The organism is Streptococcus parasanguinis CC87K (assembly GCF_000507765.1).
GTDB classification, from domain to species: Bacteria; Bacillota; Bacilli; order Lactobacillales; family Streptococcaceae; genus Streptococcus; species Streptococcus parasanguinis_J.
Window position 1 is genome coordinate 185,308 of sequence record NZ_KI669401.1, and the last position, 23,992, is coordinate 209,299.

Here is a 23,992-nt window from a genome sequence, read left to right on the forward strand (position 1 = left end):
GCTCAAAGAAAAAAGGAGGATGACAGATGTCAACTAAACCAATTCATGTTTTCTCAGAAATTGGAAAACTGAAAAAAGTAATGTTGCACCGTCCAGGTAAAGAGTTGGAAAACTTGATGCCTGACTATCTAGAGCGTCTTCTTTTTGATGATATTCCATTCTTGGAAGATGCACAAAAAGAACACGACAATTTTGCTCAAGCGCTTCGTAACGAAGGAATCGAAGTACTTTATCTTGAAAAATTGGCAGCTGAGTCATTGACTACTCCAGAAATTCGCGAACAATTCATCGAAGAATATCTTGATGAAGCAAACATTCGTGGACGCCAAACTAAAAACGCTATTCGCGAAATCCTTCGTGGTATTGAAGACAACCAAGAATTGGTTGAAAAAACAATGGCTGGTTTCCAAAAAGCTGAGCTTCCAGAAATTCCAGAAGCTGACAAAGGCTTGACAGACCTTGTTGAATCTGACTACCCATTTGCGATTGATCCAATGCCAAACTTGTACTTCACACGTGACCCATTTGCTACAATTGGGAATGCAGTATCATTGAACCACATGTATGCTGATACACGTAACCGTGAAACTTTGTATGGTAAATACATCTTCAAATATCACCCAGTATATGGTGGTAATGTAGAATTGGTATACAACCGTGAAGAAGATACTCGTATCGAAGGTGGGGACGAATTGGTCCTTTCTAAAGATGTCTTGGCAGTTGGTATCTCACAACGTACAGATGCTGCATCAATTGAAAAATTGTTGGTAAACATCTTCAAGAAGAACGTTGGCTTCAAGAAAGTATTGGCCTTCGAATTTGCGAACAACCGTAAATTCATGCACTTGGATACAGTATTCACAATGGTGGACTACGATAAATTCACTATCCACCCAGAAATCCAAGGCAACCTTCGCGTCTTCTCTGTAACATATGAAAATGAAGCATTGAAGATTGTTGAAGAAAAAGGTGATTTGGCTGAATTGCTTGCTGAAAACCTTGGTGTTGAAAAAGTTACATTGATCCCTTGTGGTGATGGCAATGTGGTTGCAGCTGCTCGTGAACAATGGAACGACGGTTCAAATACTCTTACAATCGCACCTGGTGTAGTAGTTGTATACGATCGTAACACAGTTACAAACAAGAAATTAGAAGAATACGGACTTCGTTTGATTAAGATCCGCGGAAGTGAATTGGTTCGCGGTCGTGGTGGACCTCGTTGTATGTCAATGCCATTTGAACGTGAAGAAATCTAATAGAGAAGACCGAGAGCTGGTCTTGAGGGATCAGCTCTTCCTTCTTACTGATCAATACTAGAAAGAAAATAGGAGACAATTAGAAATGACAGATTCAGTATTCCAAGGACGTAGCTTCTTGGCAGAAAAAGACTTTACACGTGCAGAGTTAGAATACCTTATCGGACTTTCAGCTCACTTGAAAGACCTTAAAAAACGCAACATTGAACACCACTATCTTGCTGGTAAAAACATTGCGCTTTTGTTTGAAAAAACTTCAACTCGTACTCGTGCTGCCTTCACAACAGCAGCTATCGACCTTGGTGCTCACCCAGAATACCTAGGTGCAAACGACATCCAACTTGGTAAAAAAGAATCTACAGAAGATACTGCTAAAGTTCTTGGACGTATGTTTGACGGTATTGAATTCCGTGGTTTCAGCCAACGTATGGTTGAAGAATTGGCTGAATTCTCAGGTGTTCCAGTTTGGAATGGTTTGACTGACGAATGGCACCCAACTCAAATGCTTGCAGACTACTTGACAGTTCAAGAAAACTTTGGACGTTTGGAAGGTTTGACACTTGTATACTGTGGTGATGGACGTAACAACGTTGCGAACAGCCTTCTTGTAACAGGTGCTATCCTTGGTGTGAACGTACACATCTTCTCACCAAAAGAACTCTTCCCAGAAAAAGAAATCGTTGAATTGGCAGAAGGATTTGCAAAAGAAAGTGGCGCTCATATCTTGATCACTGAAGATGCTGACGAAGCAGTGAAAGGTGCAGACGTACTTTACACTGACGTTTGGGTATCAATGGGTGAAGAAGACAAATTTGCAGAACGTGTTGCCCTTTTGAAACCTTACCAAGTAAACATGGATTTGATTAAGAAAGCTGATAACGAAGACTTGATCTTCTTGCACTGCTTGCCAGCCTTCCACGATACAAATACTGTTTACGGTAAAGATGTTGCTGAAAAATTCGGCGTAGAAGAAATGGAAGTTACTGACGAAGTGTTCCGCAGCAAATATGCTCGTCACTTTGACCAAGCTGAAAACCGTATGCACACAATCAAAGCGGTTATGGCAGCTACTCTTGGTAACTTGTACATTCCAAAAGTTTAAGACTTTATAACCGTATACCAACAGCTATAGGGGCTGGACTGCTAGCTTTAGTCCTGCTCCTATTTTTTATAGAAAGGGATACCTTATGTCAAGAAAAATCGTCGTTGCTTTGGGAGGAAATGCTATTCTCTCATCTGATCCTTCTGCTCAAGCTCAACAAGAAGCACTTGTAGAAACGGCAAAACACTTAGTCAAATTAATCAAAAACGGGGATGACTTGATCATCACTCACGGAAATGGTCCTCAAGTAGGGAACCTCTTGCTCCAACACTTGGCAGCAAACTCTGAAAAGAACCCTGCTTTCCCACTTGATTCATTAGTTGCTATGACCGAAGGAAGCATTGGCTACTGGCTTCAAAATGCTCTTCAAAATGCTCTTCTTGAAGAAGGAATCGAAAAAGACGTGGCTTCTGTTGTGACACAAGTCGTTGTTGATAAGAACGACCCAGCTTTTATCAACCTCAGCAAACCAATCGGTCCATTCTACTCAGAAGAAGAAGCAAAAGCAGAAGCTGAAAAATCAGGAGCAACTTTCAAAGAAGATGCTGGTCGTGGCTGGCGTAAAGTTGTGGCTTCACCAAAACCAGTGGATATCAAAGAAATCAATACCATCCGTACTTTGTTGAACAACGGTCAAGTCGTTGTAGCTGCCGGTGGTGGCGGTATCCCAGTTGTGAAAGAAGCAGATGGTAGCTTATCTGGTGTTGAAGCGGTAATCGATAAAGACTTCGCCTCTCAACGTTTGGCTGAATTAGTAGAAGCAGACCTCTTCATCGTTTTGACTGGTGTCGATTATGTCTTTGTCAACTACAACAAACCAGACCAAGCAAAATTGGAACATGTCAATGTGGCTCAATTGGAAGAGTACATCAAACAAGACCAATTTGCACCAGGAAGCATGCTTCCTAAAGTAGAAGCTGCCATTGCCTTCGTCAATGGTCGTCCAGAAGGAAAAGCAGTTATTACGTCACTTGAAAACCTTGGCGCTTTGATTGAGTCTGAAAGTGGAACAATCATCCAAAAAGACTAATGAAAAATTAGGAAAAAACTAGTATTTTAAAGCTTATTGTGATAGAATAAATCTATAGGTAAGCGTTTTACAAGATGCTCTTGTAAAACATCACTCACACTTTGTTGCGTTAGGAGGAAGACAAATGAGTGAAAAAGCTAAAAAAGGGTTTAAGATGCCTTCATCTTATACCGTATTGTTGATCATCATTGCTATTATGGCAGTGTTGACTTGGATTATCCCAGCTGGAGCTTTTGTGGATGGTGTTTATAAGTCACAACCGCAAAATCCTCAAGGGATTTGGGATGTCTTGATGGCTCCTGTTCGTGCCATGCTAGGAACAACACCTGAAAAAGGTTCGTTGATTAAAGAAACTAGTGCGGCGATTGATGTAGCCTTCTTCATCTTAATGGTTGGTGGTTTCCTTGGTGTTGTCAATGAAACTGGGATGCTAGACACTGGTATTGCTTCCATCGTGAAGAAATACAAAGGTCGCGAAAAAATGTTGATTTTGGTTCTTATGCCTTTGTTTGCTCTTGGTGGTACAACGTATGGTATGGGTGAAGAAACCATGGCTTTCTATCCTCTCCTTGTGCCAGTTATGATGGCCGTTGGATTTGATAGTTTGACTGGGGTAGCCATTATCTTGCTCGGTTCACAGATTGGATGTTTGGCATCTACCTTGAACCCATTTGCAACAGGTATCGCATCTTCAACTGCAGGTGTTGGTCTTGGTGAAGGTATCATCCTTCGTTTGATTTTCTGGGTTGTCTTAACTGGTCTTAGCACTTGGTTTGTTTACAAGTATGCAGATAAGATCCAAAAAGACCCAACCAAATCTCTCACCTATGCAACTCGTGATGAAGATATGAAATTCTTCAATGTTGGTGAAGATGATGAAAATGTTAATTCAACTCTTTCAAAGAAACAAAAACAAGTCTTTGTACTCTTTGTTTTGACCTTTGTCTTGATGGTCTTGAGTTTCATTCCTTGGAATGATCTCCATGTTACTATTTTCAGTGACTTTAATACTTGGTTAACAGGCCTTCCAGTAGTTGGTAAGATTGTTGGTACTTCAACTCAAGCTCTCGGTTCATGGTACTTCCCTGAAGGAGCAATGCTCTTTGCCTTTATGGGTATTTTAATCGGTATTGTTTACGGATTGAAAGAAGAAAAAATTATTTCATCCTTCATGAATGGTGCAGCTGACCTCTTGAGTGTTGCTCTTATCGTAGCAATCGCTCGTGGTATCCAAGTCATCATGAACAACGGTATGATCACTGATACTATCTTGAACTGGGGTAAAGAAGGACTCAGTGGACTTTCATCTCAAGTTTTCATCGTCTTGACTTACATTTTCTACTTGCCAATGTCATTCTTGATCCCATCATCATCTGGTCTTGCCAGCGCGACAATGGGTATCATGGCTCCTCTTGGAGAATTCGTACATGTACGTCCTAGCTTGATCATCACTGCCTACCAATCAGCATCTGGTGTTTTGAACTTGATCGCACCAACTTCTGGTATTGTAATGGGAGCTCTTGCTCTTGGACGCATCAACATTGCTACTTGGTGGAAATTCATGGCAAAACTTGTTGTTGCAATTATAGTAGTAACAATTGTTCTCCTTCTTCTTGGAACCTTCGTTACATTCTTATAAGAAGTGAGTGAGGTGTTTCATGAAAAATAGAATAAAGGACGATGTGAAAGAGCAGTTTTTAGACTCTCTTCAAACCATCATTTCTTACCCTTCTGTATTAAATGAAGGGGAAAATGGAACACCGTTTGGACAAGCTATCCAAGATGTCCTAGAAAAAACCTTAGAGCTTGCTCGAGAATTAGGTTTTCAAACCTATATAGATCCTGAAGGATACTATGGATATGCAGAGATCGGTCAGGGGGAAGAACTCCTGGCCGTTCTTTGTCACTTGGATGTTGTTCCAGCCGGTGATCTGAAAGATTGGCAAACGCCAGCCTTTGAAGCGACTGTTGTCGGTGACTATCTAGTAGGTCGTGGTGTACAGGATGATAAGGGGCCGTCACTCGCTGCTCTCTATGCAGTTAAGAGTTTGCTGGATGATGGCATCCAGTTTACCAAACGAATCCGCTTTATCTTTGGGACGGATGAAGAAACCTTGTGGCGGTGTATGAACCGCTACAATCAAATTGAAGAACAAGCAGATCTTGGGTTTGCACCGGATTCCTCTTTCCCTTTAACCTATGCTGAAAAAGGCTTATTACAAGTGAAATTGCATGGTCCAGGTTGGGATGATCTTCCCTTACAGGCTGGTCAGGCCCTCAATGTTGTTCCAGACAAGGCGACCTATGCTGGTCATCGTTTGGAAGAGTTGCTTCCTGTTTTGGATCAAAGTGGGGTTCAGTATAGCCAAACAGAAAATTCTGTAACGGTTTTGGGTGTTTCCAAGCACTCTAAAGATGCAGCTGAAGGAGTGAATGCCATTGTCGGTTTAGCGGAAAGTTTATCCCTCATTCAACCCCATCCAGCCTTGCTCTTTATCGCAGATGCAGTTGGTGAGGATGCAACTGGTGAGGCTCTATTTGGCCCTATTTCAGATGAACCAAGTGGCGATCTTTCCTTTAATCTTGCGACCCTTGTGATCGATCAAGAACAATCGGAAATCGGGATTGATATCCGGATCCCCGTCTTAGCAGATAAGGAGGCCTTGGTAGCTCGTTTGCAAGAAATTGCAGCTAGCTATCAGTTGGAATATGAAGAGTTTGATTATCTGGCTCCTTTATATGTTCCTTTGGATAGTCCTTTAGTCAGCTCTCTGATGGCCGTCTACCAGGAAGAAACTGGTGATAAGACGCCAGCTATGTCTTCTGGTGGTGCGACATTTGCGCGGACCATGGAGAATTGTGTTGCTTTTGGGGCTCTTTTCCCAGGTGCAGAACAGACCGAGCACCAAGCCAATGAACGTGCAAAAATTGAAGATCTCTATGCTGCGATGGAAATCTATCGAGAAGCCATTCAACGCCTAGCCACCATATAAAAAAGTTTGGAAACTTGGTTTCCAAACTTTTTATTTACTAAAGAAGAAGGGTGGGGTGAATTCTTTTAATTTTTCAAAACAATCCAAAGCTCCTTGGTTGTCTTCGCAGATAACCAAACAGACATCATCTCCACAGATGGTGGCTACAATTTCTTGGAGTTCCAATGCATCTAAGATAGCTCCAAAGGATTGGGCCAGACCTGGAAGAGTTTTTACAACGACCTGGTTTTGAACGGGCCGTAACATAACTAAGGCATCTTCCATATACATCCGCAGGCGCTTTTCCCAACGGGAAGGAGCGATGGTGTTCATGGCATAGTAGGAACTATCCCCCTCGTTAATTTTTACCAAATTCAAGGATTTGACATCCCGTGAAAGGGTGGACTGGGTAACGAGAACACCATTGGCTTCTAAGGCTTCCTGGAGTTCTTGTTGGGTATGAATCCTACGCTCAGAAATGATCGAGCGGATCAAGCGATGGCGGCTTTCAATTTTATTCATGAGAGACTCCTTTACTTGATGAACATAGCATCCCCGAAACTGAAGAACCGGTAGCGTTCTTGAATCGCATGGTGGTATGCTTCTAGGGTTAATTCACGGCCGGCAAAGGCAGAAACCAACATGACCAGAGTTGATTTTGGAAGGTGGAAGTTGGTAGAAAAAGCATCGACGACTTTCCATTCATAACCTGGTTTGATAAAAATATTGGTCCAGCCTGAATCGGCTTGGATATCACCATCAAATTTGTTTCCAATCGTTTCAAGAGTTCGGATAGAAGTCGTTCCGACGGCTACGATGCGTTTCCCTGCAGCTTTTACCTGACGAAGGGTCGCAGCAGCTTCTTCAGAAAGTTGGTAGAATTCAGAGTGCATCTCATGGTCTTCAAGATTGTCCACAGATACTGGACGGAAGGTTCCTAGGCCCACATGAAGGGTCAAATAGACCAGGTGAACCCCTTTTGCTTCAATTTTTTGGAGCAATTCTTGGGTGAAATGAAGACCTGCCGTCGGAGCTGCAGCAGAACCATTTTCTTTGGCGTAAACGGTTTGGTAGCGCTCGCGGTCAGCAAGCTTTTCGTGAATATAGGGAGGAAGTGGCATTTCGCCAAGGCTTTCTAGAACTTCTAAAAAGATCCCTTGATAGTGGAAGCGAACGATGCGGCCTCCATGCTCCAATTCTTCCTCAACAGTTGCAGTCAAACGACCATCTCCGAAGCTGACTGTGGCACCTACCTTTAAGCGTTTTGCAGGTTTTGCCAAGACTTCCCAACAGTCATCTTGCGTATTTTTAAGGAGAAGGAATTCGACGTGACCACCTGTTTCTGGTTTGACTCCATGAAGACGGGCAGGTAGCACGCGCGTATTGTTCATGACAAGAGCATCTCCTGGCTCCAATTCATCCAAAATTGCATCAAAATGACGGTCTTGGAATTGCCCTGTTTTTCGATCAAGGATCAAGAGTTTAGAGGCATCTCGTTTTTCAAGAGGGGTTTGGGCAATCAGTTCTTCAGGCAAATCAAAGTCAAAGTCGTTGGTATTCATTTGCGCTCCTTTTATAATAAATTTGTGAGTAGATAGATGGTAGTCCCGACAGCTAAGAGCATCAGGCAGATTCCCATCAAAAAGATCAGGACCTTGAGAATCTTTCTTTGATGAATCAAGAAAGATAAGAGAAAGACAAGGAGTCCGATCAAAAAAATGATGAATAATAGTGATACAATCATACCTTTCATTATATCATGAATCGACTTGAAAATGAAAAAAATGCCAGAAAAAGATAGCGGTTTCACTTGACAAAAATTGGTCTATACCATATAATAAAAGCATAGAGAAATAGGAGGTCTATCCAATGAAAATTATTGAAGTAAAGGACCAAATTGAAGGTGGAAAAGTTGCCTTTGATATATTAAAAGAAACCTTAAAGGAAGGTGCTCAAACCTTAGGTCTTGCGACTGGAAGCAGTCCCCTTGAGTTTTATAAACAAATTCGTGAAAGTGATTTGGATCTGTCTACTCTAATCAGTGTAAACTTAGACGAATACGTAGGCTTGACGGGAGATGATCCTCAATCTTATCGTTACTTCATGGAGAAAAATCTCTTTGATGCCAAACCGTTCAAAGAAAGCTATCTCCCATCAGGTGTTGAAGAATCTGCCGATCAAGAAGTGATCCGTTATAACAAAATACTCGAAGACCATCCAGTGGATCTTCAAATCTTGGGAATCGGACGCAATGGGCATATCGGTTTTAATGAGCCAGGGACATCCTTTGATAGTCAGACCCATTTAGTACAGTTGGATGACTCTACCATTGAAGCTAATTCTCGTTTCTTTGATAAGATCGAAGATGTACCAACTCAAGCCATTTCGATGGGGATTGCCAATATCTTAGCAGCGAAATCGATTGTCTTGTTTGCCTATGGGGAATCGAAAGCTCAAGCGATCAAAGGTACGGTAGAAGGTGAAAGGACAGAAAAAGTGCCAGCTAGTGCCCTTCAAGGACATCCAAATGTGACCATTATTGCGGATAAGGAAGCTTTGAGCTTGTTAAGTCGATAAAAAACAGGACCTATCGCCGATTTATTCAGGCCAGATAGGTTTTTTTCTGCTTCAAAATATGGTACAATACAAGTAATTATCTGCTGTGATTAGCTCTTTTCATCTACTGGGAGACAAGAGGAAAGGGCATGAGGGCTAGAAGCTTATTTTAGCCTCCAGCTGATTAGTCTGTTATATGTTATAAAGGAAAAGTTTATGATAAAAAAATATTTGATCCATATTTGCCTCCTTCTGAGTCTCTTATGCCAGCCAATTCTAGCGAGTGCGGATGAATTGGTGGATATGGCGCAAAAGATGTACCCAAATGACAATGTCCAAGCCATTAACCGTCCGCATTCTTCGCTTGTTATTGATGGAAATACAGGAAATGTTCTTTGGAAGGACAATATCGATGAAGTCAGAGATCCTGCCAGCATGAGTAAGCTCATGACGCTCTATCTCTTGTTTGAAGATATGGCAAATGGCAAGATCAGTAAGGATACAGTGATCAAGGCGACCGCTTCAGACCAAGCGATCGGAAAGATCTATGAGATCTCCAACAATAATATTGTTGCTGGGGTAGACTACACAATTCCTGAGTTGATTACCATGACAGTGGTTCCATCCTCAAATGTATCGACCCTCATGTTGGCCAATCTTATGTCCAACAATGATCCAGATGCCTTTATCGAGCGCATGAATGCCAAGGCTAAGGAATTAGGGATGACCAATACGGTCTGGAATAACCCGAGTGGGGCGGCCATCTCCACCTTGCAAGGCTACTATCAGGTAAACAATTATCCAAATGATGCGGCCAATCAGACAACTGCGCGTGATTTAGGGATTTTGGTCTATCATTTTATCAATCAATACCCAGATATTTTAAACTATACCAATCAAGCACAAGTCACGGTCAAAAAAGGGACTCCGTATGAGGAAACCTTTGATACCTACAATTATTCATTGCCAGGAGCCAAGTATGCTTTGAAAGGTGTGGATGGTTTAAAAACTGGATCAAGCCCTCGTGGAGCTTTCAACTATATCGCGACCATCAAACGGGGCAATCAGCGCTTAATTGCTGTCATTATGGGCGTAGGAGATTGGGCAGACCAAGATGGGGAATATTACCGTCACCCGTTTGGCAATGCCTTGATCGAAAAAGCCTATAAAGATTTTGGCTATAAAAAATTGCTAGATGCAGGTGTCCAGAAGATTGACGGAAAGACCTATACACTTGAAAAACCCTTCTATGCAACGGTTAAAAAAGGTGCTAAAGAACCGACCCTTGCGGTAAAAGATGGCTATCTGACAGTAGATAATGATCTCTACACGTTGTCTGAAGGTATCCGAGATGATATGAAGGTGGAAGAAGGATCCAAGCCAGAGCTTGTCAAAGAAACAGCAAGTGGGAAAAAGACAACGGCTAAGCACAGTAAATGGCTTTCGCTAGATCACTTCCTGATCTTGATTCCAATTCTCATTCTTGTTATCATTCTCTCGATTGAAAAACAAAGTCGTGAGAGACGCAAAAAAGAGGCTCAAAAGCGCTATAATAAAGAATAAAATAAAACCTAACTGATTGTCAGTTGGGTTTTGTCATTGTCCCATTCCGATATTTTTAGAAAGGATTTATATGAAAAAATTCCGAAATTCTTATGCGGCATATATGCTGCTCTATAGTTTTTATTTTATGTCCACATCTCTCTTTACGACCCTTATTTCCGTTTATTTGATGGGAAAGCACTATAGTGCAACTCAAGTGTCGACCTTGGTATCGGTTGCCTTTTTCTTATCTATGGTAGCCCAACCCTTCTTTGGGTATATCAATGAGCGATTTGGAATCGTAAAAATGACGACCCTCAGTCTGAGTGTGATCATTGGTGGTGTCTTCGGTTTTCTTTGGGCCCCCAATCTCTTTTGGCTGACCGTTTTTTACGGAATTGTTCTAGTCTGTTTGAATGGGACAGCTCCCATGATGGAAGTTTTTGCAACGCAAAGTCCATACGCTTTTGGGAAGATTCGCGTTTGGGGAACCATTGGCTACTCGGTCGGTGTTCAAATAGCCGGCTGGGTCTATCATCAGTTTAGCCCCCAAGCTGTCTATTATACGGTTTTGATCACCATTGTACTCAGCATTTTCTGTCTAAGTGCCGTTCGGATGAAGACAAGAGAGAAAAAAGAAGAAAAGGTTAAAGAGCCAGTTTCTATTCGTCCCCTTCTTCACAATGGACCTTACCTCTTCTTTATCATTTTGATTGGCTTGGCTTCAGGGGTTGGAAATATTGGTCATACCTATATTCCTGAGCTACTCATGGATAGTGGTCTACCAGTTCATATTGCCTCAACAGTTGTGGCTATCTCCGTCGTAGTGGAAGCTCCCTTGATCTTTTTCTCTGATCGATTCATGGACCACTGGCCTTTACGGGTTTTGATCGCTCTTCCAATCGGGATTATTTTTGCTCAATATGTTGTCTACGCTCTTCCAAGTCCTGTCTTCTTAAAAGTGCTTTTGACTCTTTTAGCCAAGCATACAACAGGGATGGTTTTGATTATGGTCTCCTTACGGTTTATTGCCCAACAGGTGAATGGCAAAGACTTGGTTCTTGCCATGGCTATTGTCCAAGGAGCTCGTTATTTAGGAACCATTCTTTTACAACCTCTCGCAGCCCTCTGTATTGAAAGAGGTGGTTACCAAGTCATGAGTTTCTTTTTAGCAGGGGTTGTAGGGATCGTCTTTTTGCTGAGCTTTGCCTTAAAAATGCCCCAAGGGAAGGCTCACGGCCTTTTTAGTGGCAAAGTAGACTAATAAAATTGTCACAATTGTATGACTAATCATCGAGGAGTTGGACAGAAACACTGATTTCACAGTGTTTTGTCCAACTTTTTTGCTATTATTAAGAACTAGTGATTAATTTGACAATCAAAGTATTCGATGGTAGAATGAGGTAAAATAAATATAAAGGAGACCATTTTATGAAAAAAATGATCTTATCGACAGCTGCTCTTTTGACGATTGTTTCCCTAGCTGCTTGTTCAAACAAACAAGACACAAAGAAGGAAACTTCAAACAGTCAATCAACTACTAAAGTGACGAGCAAATCTGCCAACACTTCAAAAAGCAAGGATACTTCAACAGATTCAGAAGAGACTTCATCTTCTAGCCTCTTAACAGACGCTGAAATCAGCAAGGCTAAAACAGTTGGAGACTTTAAAAAGTTGTTTGCAAAATTAATGGATCAATCTGTTTCTATTACTGAAGAAGCAGGTACTTCTGTGACAGGTTCTGCAAAAGAACAATACGATGCAACGATTAGTGCTTTGAAGCAAGAATTGGAAAACCAAAAAGATATCTTTAATGAAGGCTTGGAAAGCATCGGTTCAGATAGCACAGTCGTTCCTAAAGAAAAGCGTGAAGCTTTGATCGAAAGCTTGAAAGATGCTCGAGAAGAGTTGGAAAGTACTCGTAAAGAAATGAAAGATATGCAGAAAGAATTGAGTAAATCTCCTGTTGCAGATGACGACAGTGATGATTCAGATTCTGAAGAATAAAAGGAAGAAGAGGTTGGAATTTCCAGCCTTTTTCTTATTTTTTTTCGAATGATATAGATGAGGAGGTGGGGCTATGTTTATTGCCATGGATAACAATCAAAAGCGGTGGAACTGTATGGAAGAGATCCCAGCTGTGACAGAAGGTCCCTTCTATTGCTTAGCTTGTCATAGTCCAGTGCGTCTAAAAAATGGCTCGGTTCTACGGGCTCATTTTGCTCATGTAGAATTACAGCATTGTCCCTATCATCACGAAGCTGAGAGTTTTGAACATCTGGAATTGAAAGCCAGTCTTTATGACTGGGCCTCTAAGGAGTCTCATACAGAAGTAGAAAGTTATTTAGCAGACTTTCAACAAATTGCCGATCTTTTGGTAGTAGACAAGAATTTAGCTTTGGAAGTGCAGTGCAGCTCCCTATCTTTAGAACGCTTGAAGGAGAGAAGCGATGCTTATCGATCCTACGGTTATCAGGTCTATTGGTTACTTGGTAAAAAGTTGTGGCTCAAGAAAAGACTAACAGAGCTGCAGGCTGGCTTTCTTTATTTTAGTCAGAATCGAGGGTTCCATCTTTGGGAATTGGATTTGACAAAGAAAGAGTTACGTCTGCAATACCTCATCCATGAGGATTTACGAGGGCGATTGCATTATCAAACAGAAATTTTTCCTTTTGGCCAAAGGTCTTTACTGGAAGTCTTACGGACTCCTTATCTTTCGCAACCCATGCGGCAAATGGCAGTCGAGCTCGATCGTACATTTTTAACGTATATCCAGCAGCAACTCTTTTATCGTCATCCAAAGTGGCTGAAGCTTCAGGAAGAACTCTATATGCAGGGACACCATCTGATGGAACTGGGGCTGGATTTCTTTTATCCTCTTTGTCGTCCGATCCTTTCACAGAACTTGCTCCAAATTAAAGAGGATGTAGAAGGTTACTACCAGCAATTTATGACCTATTATCAGTCGCAAGGGATCCAACCCGTTCAGATCCTCTATCCCCCACGTTTTTATGCTCAACAGAAAAGCTAACTTTCTAAGATAGAAATCCTCCCGAAATGTTCATTTTTATGCTAAAATAGTACCATTGGAGGATTAATCGAAATGGTAAAACAACGTAATGAAATTGATGAAAAATACCAATGGGATTTGTCGACAATTTTTGCGACAGATCAAGCTTGGGAAGAAGAAGCAGCAAGCTTAGCTGCAGATATTAAAGCAGCAAGCCACTATGCTGGTCATTTGTTGGATTCAGCGCAAACACTGTTGGATACAACCAATGCATATTTGGAATTGAGCCGTCGTTTGGAAAAGGTCTATGTCTATGCTCATATGAAAAATGACCAAGACACACGAGTGGCTAAATACCAAGAATACCAATCAAAAGGGATGTCTCTTTATAGCTTGTTGGGTGAAACCTTTGCCTTCTATGAGCCTGAATTCATGGCCATTACGGATGAGCAATACAAGGACTTTGTGAGTGAGGTTCCAGCCTTGGAACAATATGGTCATTATTTTGATCGTTTGCTAGAGAAAAAGGAACATGTCTTGTCTCAAAAAGAAGAGGAATTACTTGCAGGAGCTGGTGAGATCTTTGCGGCTGGTGGGGAAACCTTTGAAATCTTGGACAATGCAGATATTGTTTTCCCAACTGTACATGATGACAAGGGCGAAGAAGTTCAATTAACCCATGGAAACTATATTTCTTTGGTAGAATCAAAAGATCGTGCCGTTCGTAAAGAAGCTTACGAAGGTCTCTACAAGGTTTATGAACAGTACCAACATACCTATGCTAAAACCTTGCAAACCAATGTGAAAGTTCACAACTTCAATGCCAAAGTTCGCAAATTCTCATCTGCCCGTGAAGCGGCCCTTTCTGAAAACTTTGTACCAGAAAGTGTTTATGATAGCTTGGTAGCAGCTGTGAATAAACACTTGCCACTCTTGCAACGCTATGTGCAATTGCGTTCAAAAATTCTAGGAATCTCAGACTTGAAGATGTACGATATGTATACGCCATTATCCGATACAGACTACAAGTTTACCTATGAAGAATCGTTGGCCAAAGCAGAAGAAGTCTTGGCTGTTTTGGGTGAGGACTACCTTTCTCGTGTGAAACGGGCCTTTAGCGAACGGTGGATTGATGTGCATGTCAACCAAGGAAAACGCTCAGGTGCCTATTCAGGTGGTTCTTATGATACCAATGCCTTCATGTTGTTGAACTGGCAAGATACATTGGATAATCTCTTCACCTTGGTGCATGAAACTGGTCACAGTATGCATTCTAGCTATACCCGTGAAACCCAGCCTTATGTCTATGGGGACTATTCCATCTTCCTTGCCGAAATCGCCTCTACAACCAATGAAAATATCCTGACCGAACGTCTGTTAGAAGAAGTAGAAGACGATGCAACTCGTTTTGCTATTTTGAATCACTTCTTGGATGGCTTCCGTGGAACCGTCTTCCGTCAAACGCAGTTTGCTGAATTTGAGCATGCTATCCATAAAGCAGACCAAGAAGGTACCGTTTTGACTAGTGAGTTCTTAAACAACCTCTATGCAGAGCTCAATGAAAAATACTATGGTCTTTCAAAAGAAGACAACCCTGAGATCCAATATGAATGGGCTCGAATTCCTCACTTCTACTATAATTACTACGTCTTCCAATATTCAACAGGTTTTGCAGCAGCTTCAGCCTTAGCTGAAAAGATTGTTCATGGAACACAAGAAGATCGTGATAAATATATCGACTACTTGAAAGCTGGAAATTCTGATTATCCACTCAATGTCATCCGCAAAGCAGGTGTGGATATGGAAAAAGAAGACTACTTGGACGCAGCCTTTGCGGTCTTTGAACGTCGGTTGAATGAATTTGAAGCCCTAGTAGAAAAATTAGGACTCGCATAAGATGGTAGAGTCTTATAGTAAAAATGCCAACCACAATATGCGCCGGCCAGTGGTTAAAGATGAGATCGTTGACTTTATGCGCACGCGTCAAAAACCGGTAGCAGGTGCCTTGGAGGAGTTAGAAGCATTCGCCCGCAAGGAAAATATTCCGATTATTCCGCATGAAACGGTAGCTTACTTTAGACTACTCCTGCAAGCCCTACAACCAAAGAAAATCCTGGAAATTGGGACAGCAATTGGATTTTCAGCGCTCTTAATGGCTGAAAATGCTCCCGATGCACAAATTACCACTATTGATCGGAATGAAGAGATGATTGGCTTTGCCAAGGAAAATCTGGCTAAATACGATCAGAGAAAGCAAATCACCTTGCTTGAAGGAGATGCGGTAGATGTCTTGCAGGATTTAACAGAGACCTATGACTTTGTCTTTATGGACTCTGCTAAGTCTAAGTACATCGTCTTTTTACCACGGATTCTCGAACTCTTAGAGGTTGGGGGAATTGTGGTACTGGATGATATTTTCCAAGGAGGAGATGTTGCCAAGGACATCATGGAAGTGCGTCGTGGACAACGAACCATTTACCGGGGGCTTCAGAACCTCTTTAATGCGACTCTCAATCATCCAGATTTGACCGCTAGTTTGGTGCCACTTGGAGATGGTATTTTGATGATTCGGAAAAATGCAGAGACGGTAACCTTGCCAGATCCTAGCTCTTTTTAGGTAAATTTAAGGTATTCTCTCTAATTTGTGGTAAAATAGAAGAAGTTTAAAAAGGAACGGAGAATAATTTTCATGAAGAAAAAACTTGTAGCGGGTGCTGTGACCTTGCTATCAGTCGTAACACTAGCAGCGTGTGCCAATGGCACAAACAAAGATATCGTGACCATGAAAGGGGACACGATCACAGTTTCTGATTTCTATAATGAAATCAAAACCAACCAAGGTGCTCAACAAGTTCTTTTCCAAATGACAATCAATAAAGTCTTTGAAAAAGAATATGGATCAAAAGTTTCTGATAAAGAAGTCGATAAAGAATTGGCTAAACAAAAGAAACAATTAGGTAACCAATTCGATGCATACTTGGCGCAACAAGGCTTGACGGAAGAAACAGCGAAGAAACAAATCCGTAGCAATATGTTGTTGGAATATGCAGTCAACCAAGCGGCTAAGAAAGATATCAAAGAGTCTGACTATAAGGCAGCTTTTGAATCTTACACACCAGAAGTAACAGCACAAATTATCAAGTTAGATTCAGAAGATAAAGCAAAAGAAGTGTTGGAAGCTGCTAAAGCGGAAGGTGCAGACTTTGCCCAAATCGCCAAAGACAATTCAACAGATACTGCTACAAAAGACAAAGGTGGCGAAGTCAAGTTCGATTCAGGAACAGCAGGTATCCCATCTCAAGTCAAAGAAGCTGCCTTTAAATTGGATGAAAACGGCATTTCAGATGTGATCACAGTTTCAGCAGGTCAAAACTATTCTGCTAGCTACTATATTGTCAAATTGAATAAGAAGACAGAAAAAGGCTCTGACTGGAAGAAATACGAAAAACGTTTGAAAGAGATCATTGTTGATGGTCGTAAGCAAGATACCAACTACATCCGTAGCATTATTGCAAAAGCGATGACCAATGCCAATATCAAGGTCAAAGATGATGCCTTCAAATCAACCTTCAACCAATATTTGCAAAATATCGGTGTTCAAACGAGCGATAGCAGTTCATCATCTAAAAAATAGTTGACGGTTCCTTTTGGAACTTGTATAATGAAATAGTTGAGAATAAATCATTGTTACTCGGAATCAGAGAAGTGGCGGGGGTGCGAGCCATGGAAGAGAAATGATTTTGCTACTCGGCTGAGACAATTGCATATAAAATGAAGAATGACAAGTTCATTGAATGAAGGTGGTACCGCGGTTTTTCGCCCTTCGTTTAGTGGCTTGTCTTTTGTTTATGGGCAGTTGTCTGGAGCTTTTTAAAGGAGATCAAAAGATGCGAACCTATCAAGTGAAACAAAAATTTCGATTGGGTGGCGAGCGGTTCGATATCAAAGATGAATTGGGAAATGTTGAGTACCAGGTTGAGGGGTCTTTTCTTAAGATTCCCAAGACTTTTACCATCTATGATAAGAATGGTCAAGAAGTGAGCCACATTACTAAAAAAACAATCAGCTTTCTTCCCAAGTTTGTGGTTGAGTTGAAGGATGGGGACCGCTTTTTTATCCATAAAAAACTGACGCTCTTCAGGGATAAATACGATATCGAAGATTTGGGACTGCGGGTACAGGGAAATATCTGGGACCTAGAATTCAAATTATTCGATGATCGGGATCAAATCGTCGCTGAGATTAGCAAGGAACTCTTTCATCTAACCTCTACCTACCAAGTATCGGTGTATGAGGATGAATACGCTGATTTAGTCATCTCACTTTGTGTCGCCATCGATTATGTCGAAATGTTAGAAGCTAGCGCAAATTAATCTTAAAAAAATTAGGAGACAAATATGAAACAATTATCTAGTGCACAAGTCCGTCAAATGTGGCTTGATTTCTGGGCAAGCAAAGGCCACTCTGTAGAACCATCAGTTAGCTTGGTTCCAGTAAACGATCCAACACTTTTGTGGATCAACTCAGGGGTTGCCACTCTTAAAAAATACTTCGATGGAACCATCAAACCTGAAAATCCACGGATTACCAATGCTCAAAAAGCTATTCGTACCAATGATATCGAAAACGTAGGGAAGACTGCTCGTCACCATACTATGTTTGAAATGTTGGGGAATTTCTCAATCGGAGATTACTTCCGTGATGAAGCCATTACTTGGGCTTATGAACTTTTGACTAGTCCGGAATGGTTTGATTTCCCTAAAGACAAACTTTACATGACCTATTACCCTGATGACAAGGATTCATACAACCGTTGGATCGCTGTTGGGGTGGATCCAAGTCACTTGATCCCAATCGAAGACAACTTCTGGGAAATCGGTGCAGGGCCTTCTGGACCAGATACAGAAATCTTCTTCGACCGTGGAGAAGAATTTGACCCAGAAAACATCGGTCTTCGTCTGCTTGCAGAAGATATCGAAAACGACCGTTACATCGAAATCTGGAACATTGTCTTGTCACAATTTAACGCAGACCCTGCTGTTCCTCGTAGCGAATACAAGGAATTGCCACACAAGAACATTGATACGGGCGCTGGTTTGGAACGTTTGGTAGCCGTTATCCAAGGAGCGAAGACCAACTTTGAAACAGACCTCTTCATGCCAATCATCCGTGAAGTGGAAAAGATGTCTGGTAAGACCTATGATCCAGATGGCGATAACATGAGCTTCAAGGTGATTGCTGACCACATCCGTTCGCTTTCATTTGCGATTGGTGATGGGGCTCTTCCAGGTAATGAAGGACGCGGTTACGTTCTTCGTCGTCTCCTCCGTCGTGCTTCCATGCATGGTCAAAAATTGGGGATTGAAGGAACCTTCTTGTATAAATTGGTTCCAACCGTTGGGAAGATCATGGAAAGTTACTACCCAGAAGTACTTGAAAAACAAGACTTTATCGAAAAAATTATCAAGAGTGAAGAAGAGTCATTTGCTCGTACTTTGAATTCTGGTCAACACTTTGCCCAAACCATCGTTGAAGACTTGAAAGCCAAAGGTCAAACAGTGATTGCTGGTCAAGATGTCTTTAAACTTTATGATACATACGGATTCCCAGTAGAATTGACAGAAGAAATCGCTGAAGAAGCTGGAATGACAGTCGATCGTGAAGGTTTTGAAGCAGCCATGAAGGAACAACAAGAACGTGCGCGTGCATCTGCTGTCAAAGGTGGATCTATGGGGATGCAAAATGAAACCCTTCAAAACATTACAGTTGAAAGTAGCTTCAACTACAATGCTAGCCAATTGCCTTCTAAGTTGGTGGCTATCGTAGCGGACAATGCAGAAGTAGAGGCTGTTTCAGAAGGAACTGCATCACTGATCTTTGCAGAAACTCCATTCTACGCTGAAATGGGTGGACAAGTTGCGGACCATGGTCAAATCTTGGATGCTGCAGGAAACGTCGTAGCGACGGTGACAGATGTTCAAAAAGCACCAAATGGACAACCACTCCATACGGTTGAAGTTCTTGCTCCTCTTGCCTTGAACCAAGAATACACCTTGGCTATCGATACCAATCGTCGTCATCGTGTCATGAAGAACCACACTGCGACTCACTTGCTCCATGCGGCTCTTCACAATATCCTTGGTAACCATGCAACCCAAGCAGGATCTCTCAACGAAGTAGAATTCCTTCGCTTTGACTTTACCCACTTCCAAGCCGTGACTCCAGAAGAATTGCGTGCTATTGAGCAACAAGTCAATGAAAAGATTTGGGAAGCGATCGCAGTCGAAACGATTGAAACAGATATCGATACTGCTAAAGAAATGGGAGCTATGGCCCTCTTTGGTGAGAAATACGGTAAGGAAGTTCGCGTAGTCACTATCGGGGACTACTCTGTTGAGCTCTGTGGTGGTACCCACGTAGGCAATACTTCTGAAATTGGTCTCTTCAAGATTGTCAAAGAAGAAGGGATCGGATCAGGAACTCGTCGTATCTTGGCAGTGACTGGTAAGGAAGCCTTCGAAGCATACCGTGAACAAGAAGACGCACTGAAAGCAGTAGCAGCAACCTTGAAAGCACCTCAACTTAAGGAAGTCCCTCACAAGGTGGAAGGTCTTCAAGAACAACTCCGTCAATTGCAAAAAGAAAATGCAGAATTGAAGGAAAAAGCGGCAGCAGCTGCAGCAGGAGATGTCTTCAAGAATGTTCAAGAAGCAAACGGCCACCGTTACATTGCCAGCCAAGTTTCTGTATCAGATGCAGGTGCCCTTCGTACCTTTGCGGATAACTGGAAACAAAAAGATTACTCTGACGTCCTTGTTCTTGTCGCAGTAATCGGTGACAAGGTCAACCTTCTCGTAGCTAGCAAGTCTAAAGACATCCACTCAGGTAACTTGGTTAAAGAATTGGCTCCAATCGTCGATGGACGTGGTGGTGGAAAACCAGACATGGCCATGGCAGGAGGAAGTAACCAAGCGAAAATCCAAGAATTGTTGGATGCCGTAGCAGGTAAATTGTAATCTAGAGAAGACCTACCCTCGGGTAGGTCTTTTTGCTTGTGTATTTTTTTATATATGGCTTGACTACTTTTGAAAACGTGATAAACTAATATCCTTTATCCATTGAGGAGGTGTTAGGACATGAGTGGTTTTTTCGTACAAAAGTCGGACTATGTTTTAGGTCTATCTGAATACAGAATTATCGTGAAAAATGGGAATGGTGAAATTTTCAGGGAGAGCTAGAAAAGGAGCTATTTGAAAAAGAGGAGGATGATGCTGTCATATGAACAGATGAGGGAAGTGAAATCTTTATCCGAGGTATGAGGGAAAGGATGCTGGAAAATCATCCATATGTTCAAGGTATAGCAAACGTTACAGTTTTTTCTATACTGCTGATCAGCAAATCAAAAGCTTGATCAGATCGTTTGAGGAGCTAGGTCCTCAATCTTATCGAACATGTGATACAGGAGATAAATAATGGGATTATTCTATCGTTTATCAGGAGATGAGAAAGAGTTCGCCAAGAAAAAGTCTCTCTTTTGCTCGATTATCTACGATATCACCAGCATTAAACGGAGCTTGAAATTGGCTAAACTTCTAGAGGTATTTGGTATTCGAGTGCAACGCTCTTGTTTTGAGGTTGATTTATAGTTAGAGGTCTCTAGTTATCAGCTTTTACTTGGTGCTCGTCAAAATTCTTATGATGCCAAGCAAGAGGACAACAATATCATCTATGTCGGTAGTTTGGAGGAAACCGTTCGTTTGAATGGGGTGAGAGATCAATAGAACGTGAAGATTGTTTGTTCTTCTAGCTGAAAGCTCTAGTAAAATATGGTATACTTAGGATTGTTTCCAGGTAGGAACTATACTGTGTGTTGATTCCCTTTTTGGGATGCAGCATATGAAGTAGGCCCCCCTAACCCTTGATAGTGGATTGAAAGAGCTCAAATTCCTTCTACGTTTGATGAAAGTTATGGAGGGCGTAAAGGTTCAAAATACAGCTTAATGACTGATGTTATACGCTTGCAATACATTCAATGTATCTATTATTCTGATATTGTCAGAGAAGCATCAGGGAGCTATAGGAAACAAGTTAATTCCAAGTTTTCATCTGATACAGAAGAGAAAATTATTGGTGAAATTATTAAATATTTAGACGATGAGTTATAAGAAAGGAATAAAATGGGAAGATTTAATAGAGCATTACTCAATTTACTATGTTTTGGGATTTTCTTTAGTACAATAGTCATTATGTTCATTTTCAAGGCTGGAAATGACCTATCTAATATCTATGATAGATTAGAGAAAGAGAAACAAGAGCAGATAGTGAAAAACCCTAATCCACAAGATCGTGAAATTGTTGGAAAAACTGATGATGGTGAATACTTACAATTCATCTTGTGGGATGAATACAACCAAAAAGAACACAAAATACACGTTCACCCCAGTGACTATGATATTTATAAAATAGGGGATATCTATTATACTGATAAAAACACAATTCATTAAAATCAAGGAGAAACTAAAAATGAAAAACACTAAAAAACGTAAGATTATTTTTAAGTAGGAAGCCACCAAACCCTCGAGAGGAGATGGAAACGGTCTTACAAATCTCATAAAAGCTGTACAAGTTCCAACTCCAGTAAATGATTCAAATAAGGAAGTTCCTCACAAGGTGGAAGGTCTTCAAGAGCAACTCCGTCAATTGTAAAAAGAAAATGCAAAATTGAAGGAAAAAGCAGCGGCTGCAGCAGCAGGCGATGTCTTCAAGAATGTTCAAGAAGCAAACGGACACCGTTACATTGCCAGCCAAGTTTCTGTATCAGATGCAGGTGCTCTTCGTACCTTTGCGGATAACTGGAAACAAAAAGATTACTCTGATGTGCTTGTTCTTGTCGCAGCCATCGGTGACAAGGTCAATGTCCTTGTAGCCAGCAAGACAAAAGATGTTCATGCAGGTAATGTGATCAAAGAATTGGCTCCAATCGTCGATGGACGTGGTGGTGGTAAACCAGACATGGCCATGGCAGGAGGAAGCAACCAAGCGAAAATCCAAGAATTGTTGGATGCTGTAGCAGGTAAATTGTAATAATCGGAGAGGTTGGATGTTTGTCCAACCTCTTTTTTCAAAAAAAAGCAGATCCAATTAGAAAAAGATTGCAACAAAAAAACCTTTCCGTCTGGAAAGGTTTCAGATTGAAGATAAAGTCTTCTAAAAAACTTTCCTTAGGTGAGTACGGACGTCAGCGAACTTCAAAGAAGTTCCATGACTTAGTTTTGGACCTAAGGTTCCAAAACTCCCGAGTGCTAGAAACATGATTGTTTCTAGCACTTTTCTCACGGCGGAAAGTTTTTAATCTTCAAAAAATAAAAGTCACTTTTTGAAAATCATCTATCTGTTTTATGTAAAACAATAGGTTGTCTATATTTAAAAACCTTTCCATCTGGAAAGGTTTTTGTCTTATAGGCCGTAGTTGTAATCGTCATCCTGCATGGCTTCTACTTCACCGAGAAGGTAACCATTTCCGACTTGAGAGAAGAAGTCGTGGTTAGAGGTACCGGTTGAGATTCCGTTCATGACGATTGGGTTAACGTCATCTGCTGAGTCTGGGAAAAGTGGATCTTGTCCTAAGTTCATGAGAGCTTTATTGGCGTTGTAACGAAGGAAGGTCTTGACTTCCTCAGTCCAGCCCACACCATCATAGAGGCTCTCTGTGTAGCCTTCTTCATTTTCGTAGAGGGTGTAGAGCAGATCATACATCCACTCTTTGAGTTTTTCTTGTTCTTCTTCTGGTAATTCGTTAAATCCAAGTTGGAACTTGTAGCCGATATAGGTTCCGTGAACTGATTCGTCCCGAATGATCAACTTGATGATCTCAGCTACGTTGGCCAATTTGTTGTTTCCAAGATAGTAGAGAGGTGTGAAGAAACCAGAGTAGAAGAGGAAGGTTTCAAGGAAAACGCTGGCGACTTTCTTTTCAAGAGGGGTCCCATTGAGATAGATTTCGTTGATGATTTCTGCCTTCTTTTGAAGGAAAGGATTGGTGTTGGTCCATTCGAAAATCTCTTCGATTTCTGACTTAGTATTCAAAGTAGAAAAGATAGAAGAGTATGACTTAGCATGGACAGATTCCATAAATTGGATGTTGTTAAAGACAGCTTCTTCATGGGGAGTACGAATATCCGCACGAAGAGCCTGAACACCTGTTTCAGATTGCATGGTATCTAGAAGGGTTAATCCCCCAAAGACTTTACCAACTAGGTCTTTTTCTTTATTAGACAACTTTCTCCAGTCATCCAAGTCGTTTGACAAAGGGATACGTGTATCCAACCAGAATTGCTCTGTCAGTTTTTCCCAGGTCGATTTATCGATGACATCTTCGATCGCATTCCAGTTAATGGCTTTGTAGTATGTTTCCATTTGCATCACTTTCTTTTTCTATTCATTCAATCGTTACTATTCTACCATAAATTGATAGAATACCGCACAAAAAGTCGGCGAACCGACTTTTGATAGCTATCTAGGATA

At 41.4% G+C, this 23,992-nt stretch carries 20 protein-coding genes and 1 pseudogene; 18 read left to right on the forward strand and 3 right to left on the reverse strand.

What is annotated here, in order from left to right:
• Positions 1-26: 26 nt before the first annotated feature.
• From arcA to HMPREF1195_RS00965, 5 genes are all read left to right on the forward strand, one after another.
• A complete protein-coding gene (gene arcA, locus HMPREF1195_RS00945; protein ID WP_003002445.1) occupies positions 27-1,256 on the forward strand; it encodes an arginine deiminase in 1,230 nt (409 codons plus the stop codon).
• Positions 1,257-1,341: 85 nt separating this feature from the next.
• Complete coding sequence (gene argF, locus HMPREF1195_RS00950) at positions 1,342-2,358, forward strand: ornithine carbamoyltransferase (RefSeq protein ID WP_021152877.1); 1,017 nt, start codon at positions 1,342-1,344, stop codon at positions 2,356-2,358.
• A gap of 85 nt (positions 2,359-2,443) precedes the next feature.
• Positions 2,444-3,388 (forward strand): carbamate kinase, encoded by a 945-nt coding sequence (arcC, locus tag HMPREF1195_RS00955; protein ID WP_023917657.1) that lies wholly within the window; start codon positions 2,444-2,446, stop codon positions 3,386-3,388.
• Between the two features lie 124 nt (positions 3,389-3,512).
• Positions 3,513-5,027, forward strand: coding sequence for a YfcC family protein (locus tag HMPREF1195_RS00960; RefSeq protein ID WP_023917659.1), 1,515 nt, complete (start codon positions 3,513-3,515; stop codon positions 5,025-5,027).
• Positions 5,028-5,046: 19 nt separating this feature from the next.
• A complete protein-coding gene (locus tag HMPREF1195_RS00965) occupies positions 5,047-6,381 on the forward strand; it encodes a dipeptidase (RefSeq protein WP_023917661.1) in 1,335 nt (444 codons plus the stop codon).
• 30 nt (positions 6,382-6,411) lie between these two features.
• Here the strand turns inward: HMPREF1195_RS00965 and HMPREF1195_RS00970 are convergent, their stop codons facing one another.
• Both HMPREF1195_RS00970 and queA read right to left on the reverse strand, forming a co-directional pair.
• Positions 6,412-6,882 (reverse strand): arginine repressor, encoded by a 471-nt coding sequence (locus HMPREF1195_RS00970; protein ID WP_003006364.1) that lies wholly within the window; start codon positions 6,880-6,882, stop codon positions 6,412-6,414.
• 11 nt (positions 6,883-6,893) lie between these two features.
• Positions 6,894-7,922, reverse strand: coding sequence for a tRNA preQ1(34) S-adenosylmethionine ribosyltransferase-isomerase QueA (queA, locus tag HMPREF1195_RS00975; protein WP_003006367.1), 1,029 nt, complete (start codon positions 7,920-7,922; stop codon positions 6,894-6,896).
• Positions 7,923-8,229: 307 nt separating this feature from the next.
• Here queA and HMPREF1195_RS00985 point away from each other — a divergent pair, with 307 nt between their 5' ends.
• From HMPREF1195_RS00985 to HMPREF1195_RS01045, 13 genes and pseudogenes are all read left to right on the forward strand, one after another.
• Positions 8,230-8,937: a glucosamine-6-phosphate deaminase gene (locus HMPREF1195_RS00985; RefSeq protein ID WP_023917663.1), complete on the forward strand. Its 708-nt coding sequence runs from the start codon at positions 8,230-8,232 to the stop codon at positions 8,935-8,937.
• A 195-nt stretch (positions 8,938-9,132) separates the two neighbouring features.
• Positions 9,133-10,479, forward strand: coding sequence for a DUF1958 domain-containing protein (locus HMPREF1195_RS00990; RefSeq protein WP_023917665.1), 1,347 nt, complete (start codon positions 9,133-9,135; stop codon positions 10,477-10,479).
• Positions 10,480-10,549: 70 nt separating this feature from the next.
• Positions 10,550-11,722, forward strand: coding sequence for an MFS transporter (locus tag HMPREF1195_RS00995; protein WP_023917667.1), 1,173 nt, complete (start codon positions 10,550-10,552; stop codon positions 11,720-11,722).
• Positions 11,723-11,889: 167 nt separating this feature from the next.
• Positions 11,890-12,465 carry an LptM family lipoprotein gene (locus tag HMPREF1195_RS01000; protein ID WP_023917669.1) on the forward strand — a complete coding sequence of 192 codons (576 nt, stop codon included), beginning with the start codon at positions 11,890-11,892 and terminating at the stop codon, positions 12,463-12,465.
• A gap of 73 nt (positions 12,466-12,538) precedes the next feature.
• Positions 12,539-13,489, forward strand: a complete 951-nt coding sequence (locus HMPREF1195_RS01005) for a competence protein CoiA family protein (RefSeq protein WP_023917671.1) — start codon at positions 12,539-12,541, stop codon at positions 13,487-13,489.
• A gap of 72 nt (positions 13,490-13,561) precedes the next feature.
• A complete protein-coding gene (pepF, locus tag HMPREF1195_RS01010; protein ID WP_023917673.1) occupies positions 13,562-15,364 on the forward strand; it encodes an oligoendopeptidase F in 1,803 nt (600 codons plus the stop codon).
• A 1-nt stretch (position 15,365) separates the two neighbouring features.
• Entirely contained in the window at positions 15,366-16,085 is a 720-nt protein-coding gene (locus HMPREF1195_RS01015) for an O-methyltransferase (protein WP_023917675.1), read from the forward strand.
• Between the two features lie 72 nt (positions 16,086-16,157).
• Complete coding sequence (gene prsA / locus HMPREF1195_RS01020; protein WP_023917677.1) at positions 16,158-17,102, forward strand: peptidylprolyl isomerase PrsA; 945 nt, start codon at positions 16,158-16,160, stop codon at positions 17,100-17,102.
• 253 nt (positions 17,103-17,355) lie between these two features.
• Positions 17,356-17,841, forward strand: coding sequence for an LURP-one-related/scramblase family protein (locus tag HMPREF1195_RS01025; protein WP_023917679.1), 486 nt, complete (start codon positions 17,356-17,358; stop codon positions 17,839-17,841).
• Positions 17,842-17,865: 24 nt separating this feature from the next.
• Complete coding sequence (alaS, locus tag HMPREF1195_RS01030; protein ID WP_023917680.1) at positions 17,866-20,484, forward strand: alanine--tRNA ligase; 2,619 nt, start codon at positions 17,866-17,868, stop codon at positions 20,482-20,484.
• Between the two features lie 456 nt (positions 20,485-20,940).
• Entirely contained in the window at positions 20,941-21,114 is a 174-nt protein-coding gene (gene cas2, locus HMPREF1195_RS11265; RefSeq protein WP_023917684.1) for a CRISPR-associated endonuclease Cas2, read from the forward strand.
• A gap of 531 nt (positions 21,115-21,645) precedes the next feature.
• Positions 21,646-21,972, forward strand: coding sequence for a hypothetical protein (locus HMPREF1195_RS01040; protein WP_023917686.1), 327 nt, complete (start codon positions 21,646-21,648; stop codon positions 21,970-21,972).
• Between the two features lie 148 nt (positions 21,973-22,120).
• Positions 22,121-22,552 (forward strand): annotated as a pseudogene (locus HMPREF1195_RS01045) (DHHA1 domain-containing protein); the annotation flags it as partial.
• A gap of 372 nt (positions 22,553-22,924) precedes the next feature.
• Here the strand turns inward: HMPREF1195_RS01045 and nrdF are convergent.
• Entirely contained in the window at positions 22,925-23,884 is a 960-nt protein-coding gene (gene nrdF, locus HMPREF1195_RS01050; RefSeq protein ID WP_003011591.1) for a class 1b ribonucleoside-diphosphate reductase subunit beta, read from the reverse strand.
• Positions 23,885-23,992: the final 108 nt, after the last annotated feature.

Excerpts from the sequence above, each read along its gene's own strand:
- arcA (WP_003002445.1), top strand. The coding sequence starts at position 27 with ATGTCAACTAAACCAATTCATGTTTTCTCAGAAATTGGAAAACTGAAA.
- argF (WP_021152877.1), top strand. The coding sequence starts at position 1,342 with ATGACAGATTCAGTATTCCAAGGACGTAGCTTCTTGGCAGAAAAAGAC.
- arcC (WP_023917657.1), top strand. The coding sequence starts at position 2,444 with ATGTCAAGAAAAATCGTCGTTGCTTTGGGAGGAAATGCTATTCTCTCA.
- HMPREF1195_RS00960 (WP_023917659.1), top strand. The coding sequence starts at position 3,513 with ATGAGTGAAAAAGCTAAAAAAGGGTTTAAGATGCCTTCATCTTATACC.
- HMPREF1195_RS00965 (WP_023917661.1), top strand. The coding sequence starts at position 5,047 with ATGAAAAATAGAATAAAGGACGATGTGAAAGAGCAGTTTTTAGACTCT.
- HMPREF1195_RS00970 (WP_003006364.1), bottom strand. The coding sequence starts at position 6,882 with ATGAATAAAATTGAAAGCCGCCATCGCTTGATCCGCTCGATCATTTCT.
- queA (WP_003006367.1), bottom strand. The coding sequence starts at position 7,922 with ATGAATACCAACGACTTTGACTTTGATTTGCCTGAAGAACTGATTGCC.
- HMPREF1195_RS00985 (WP_023917663.1), top strand. The coding sequence starts at position 8,230 with ATGAAAATTATTGAAGTAAAGGACCAAATTGAAGGTGGAAAAGTTGCC.
- HMPREF1195_RS00990 (WP_023917665.1), top strand. The coding sequence starts at position 9,133 with ATGATAAAAAAATATTTGATCCATATTTGCCTCCTTCTGAGTCTCTTA.
- HMPREF1195_RS00995 (WP_023917667.1), top strand. The coding sequence starts at position 10,550 with ATGAAAAAATTCCGAAATTCTTATGCGGCATATATGCTGCTCTATAGT.
- HMPREF1195_RS01000 (WP_023917669.1), top strand. The coding sequence starts at position 11,890 with ATGAAAAAAATGATCTTATCGACAGCTGCTCTTTTGACGATTGTTTCC.
- HMPREF1195_RS01005 (WP_023917671.1), top strand. The coding sequence starts at position 12,539 with ATGTTTATTGCCATGGATAACAATCAAAAGCGGTGGAACTGTATGGAA.
- pepF (WP_023917673.1), top strand. The coding sequence starts at position 13,562 with ATGGTAAAACAACGTAATGAAATTGATGAAAAATACCAATGGGATTTG.
- HMPREF1195_RS01015 (WP_023917675.1), top strand. The coding sequence starts at position 15,366 with ATGGTAGAGTCTTATAGTAAAAATGCCAACCACAATATGCGCCGGCCA.
- prsA (WP_023917677.1), top strand. The coding sequence starts at position 16,158 with ATGAAGAAAAAACTTGTAGCGGGTGCTGTGACCTTGCTATCAGTCGTA.
- HMPREF1195_RS01025 (WP_023917679.1), top strand. The coding sequence starts at position 17,356 with ATGCGAACCTATCAAGTGAAACAAAAATTTCGATTGGGTGGCGAGCGG.
- alaS (WP_023917680.1), top strand. The coding sequence starts at position 17,866 with ATGAAACAATTATCTAGTGCACAAGTCCGTCAAATGTGGCTTGATTTC.
- cas2 (WP_023917684.1), top strand. The coding sequence starts at position 20,941 with ATGGGATTATTCTATCGTTTATCAGGAGATGAGAAAGAGTTCGCCAAG.
- HMPREF1195_RS01040 (WP_023917686.1), top strand. The coding sequence starts at position 21,646 with ATGGGAAGATTTAATAGAGCATTACTCAATTTACTATGTTTTGGGATT.
- nrdF (WP_003011591.1), bottom strand. The coding sequence starts at position 23,884 with ATGGAAACATACTACAAAGCCATTAACTGGAATGCGATCGAAGATGTC.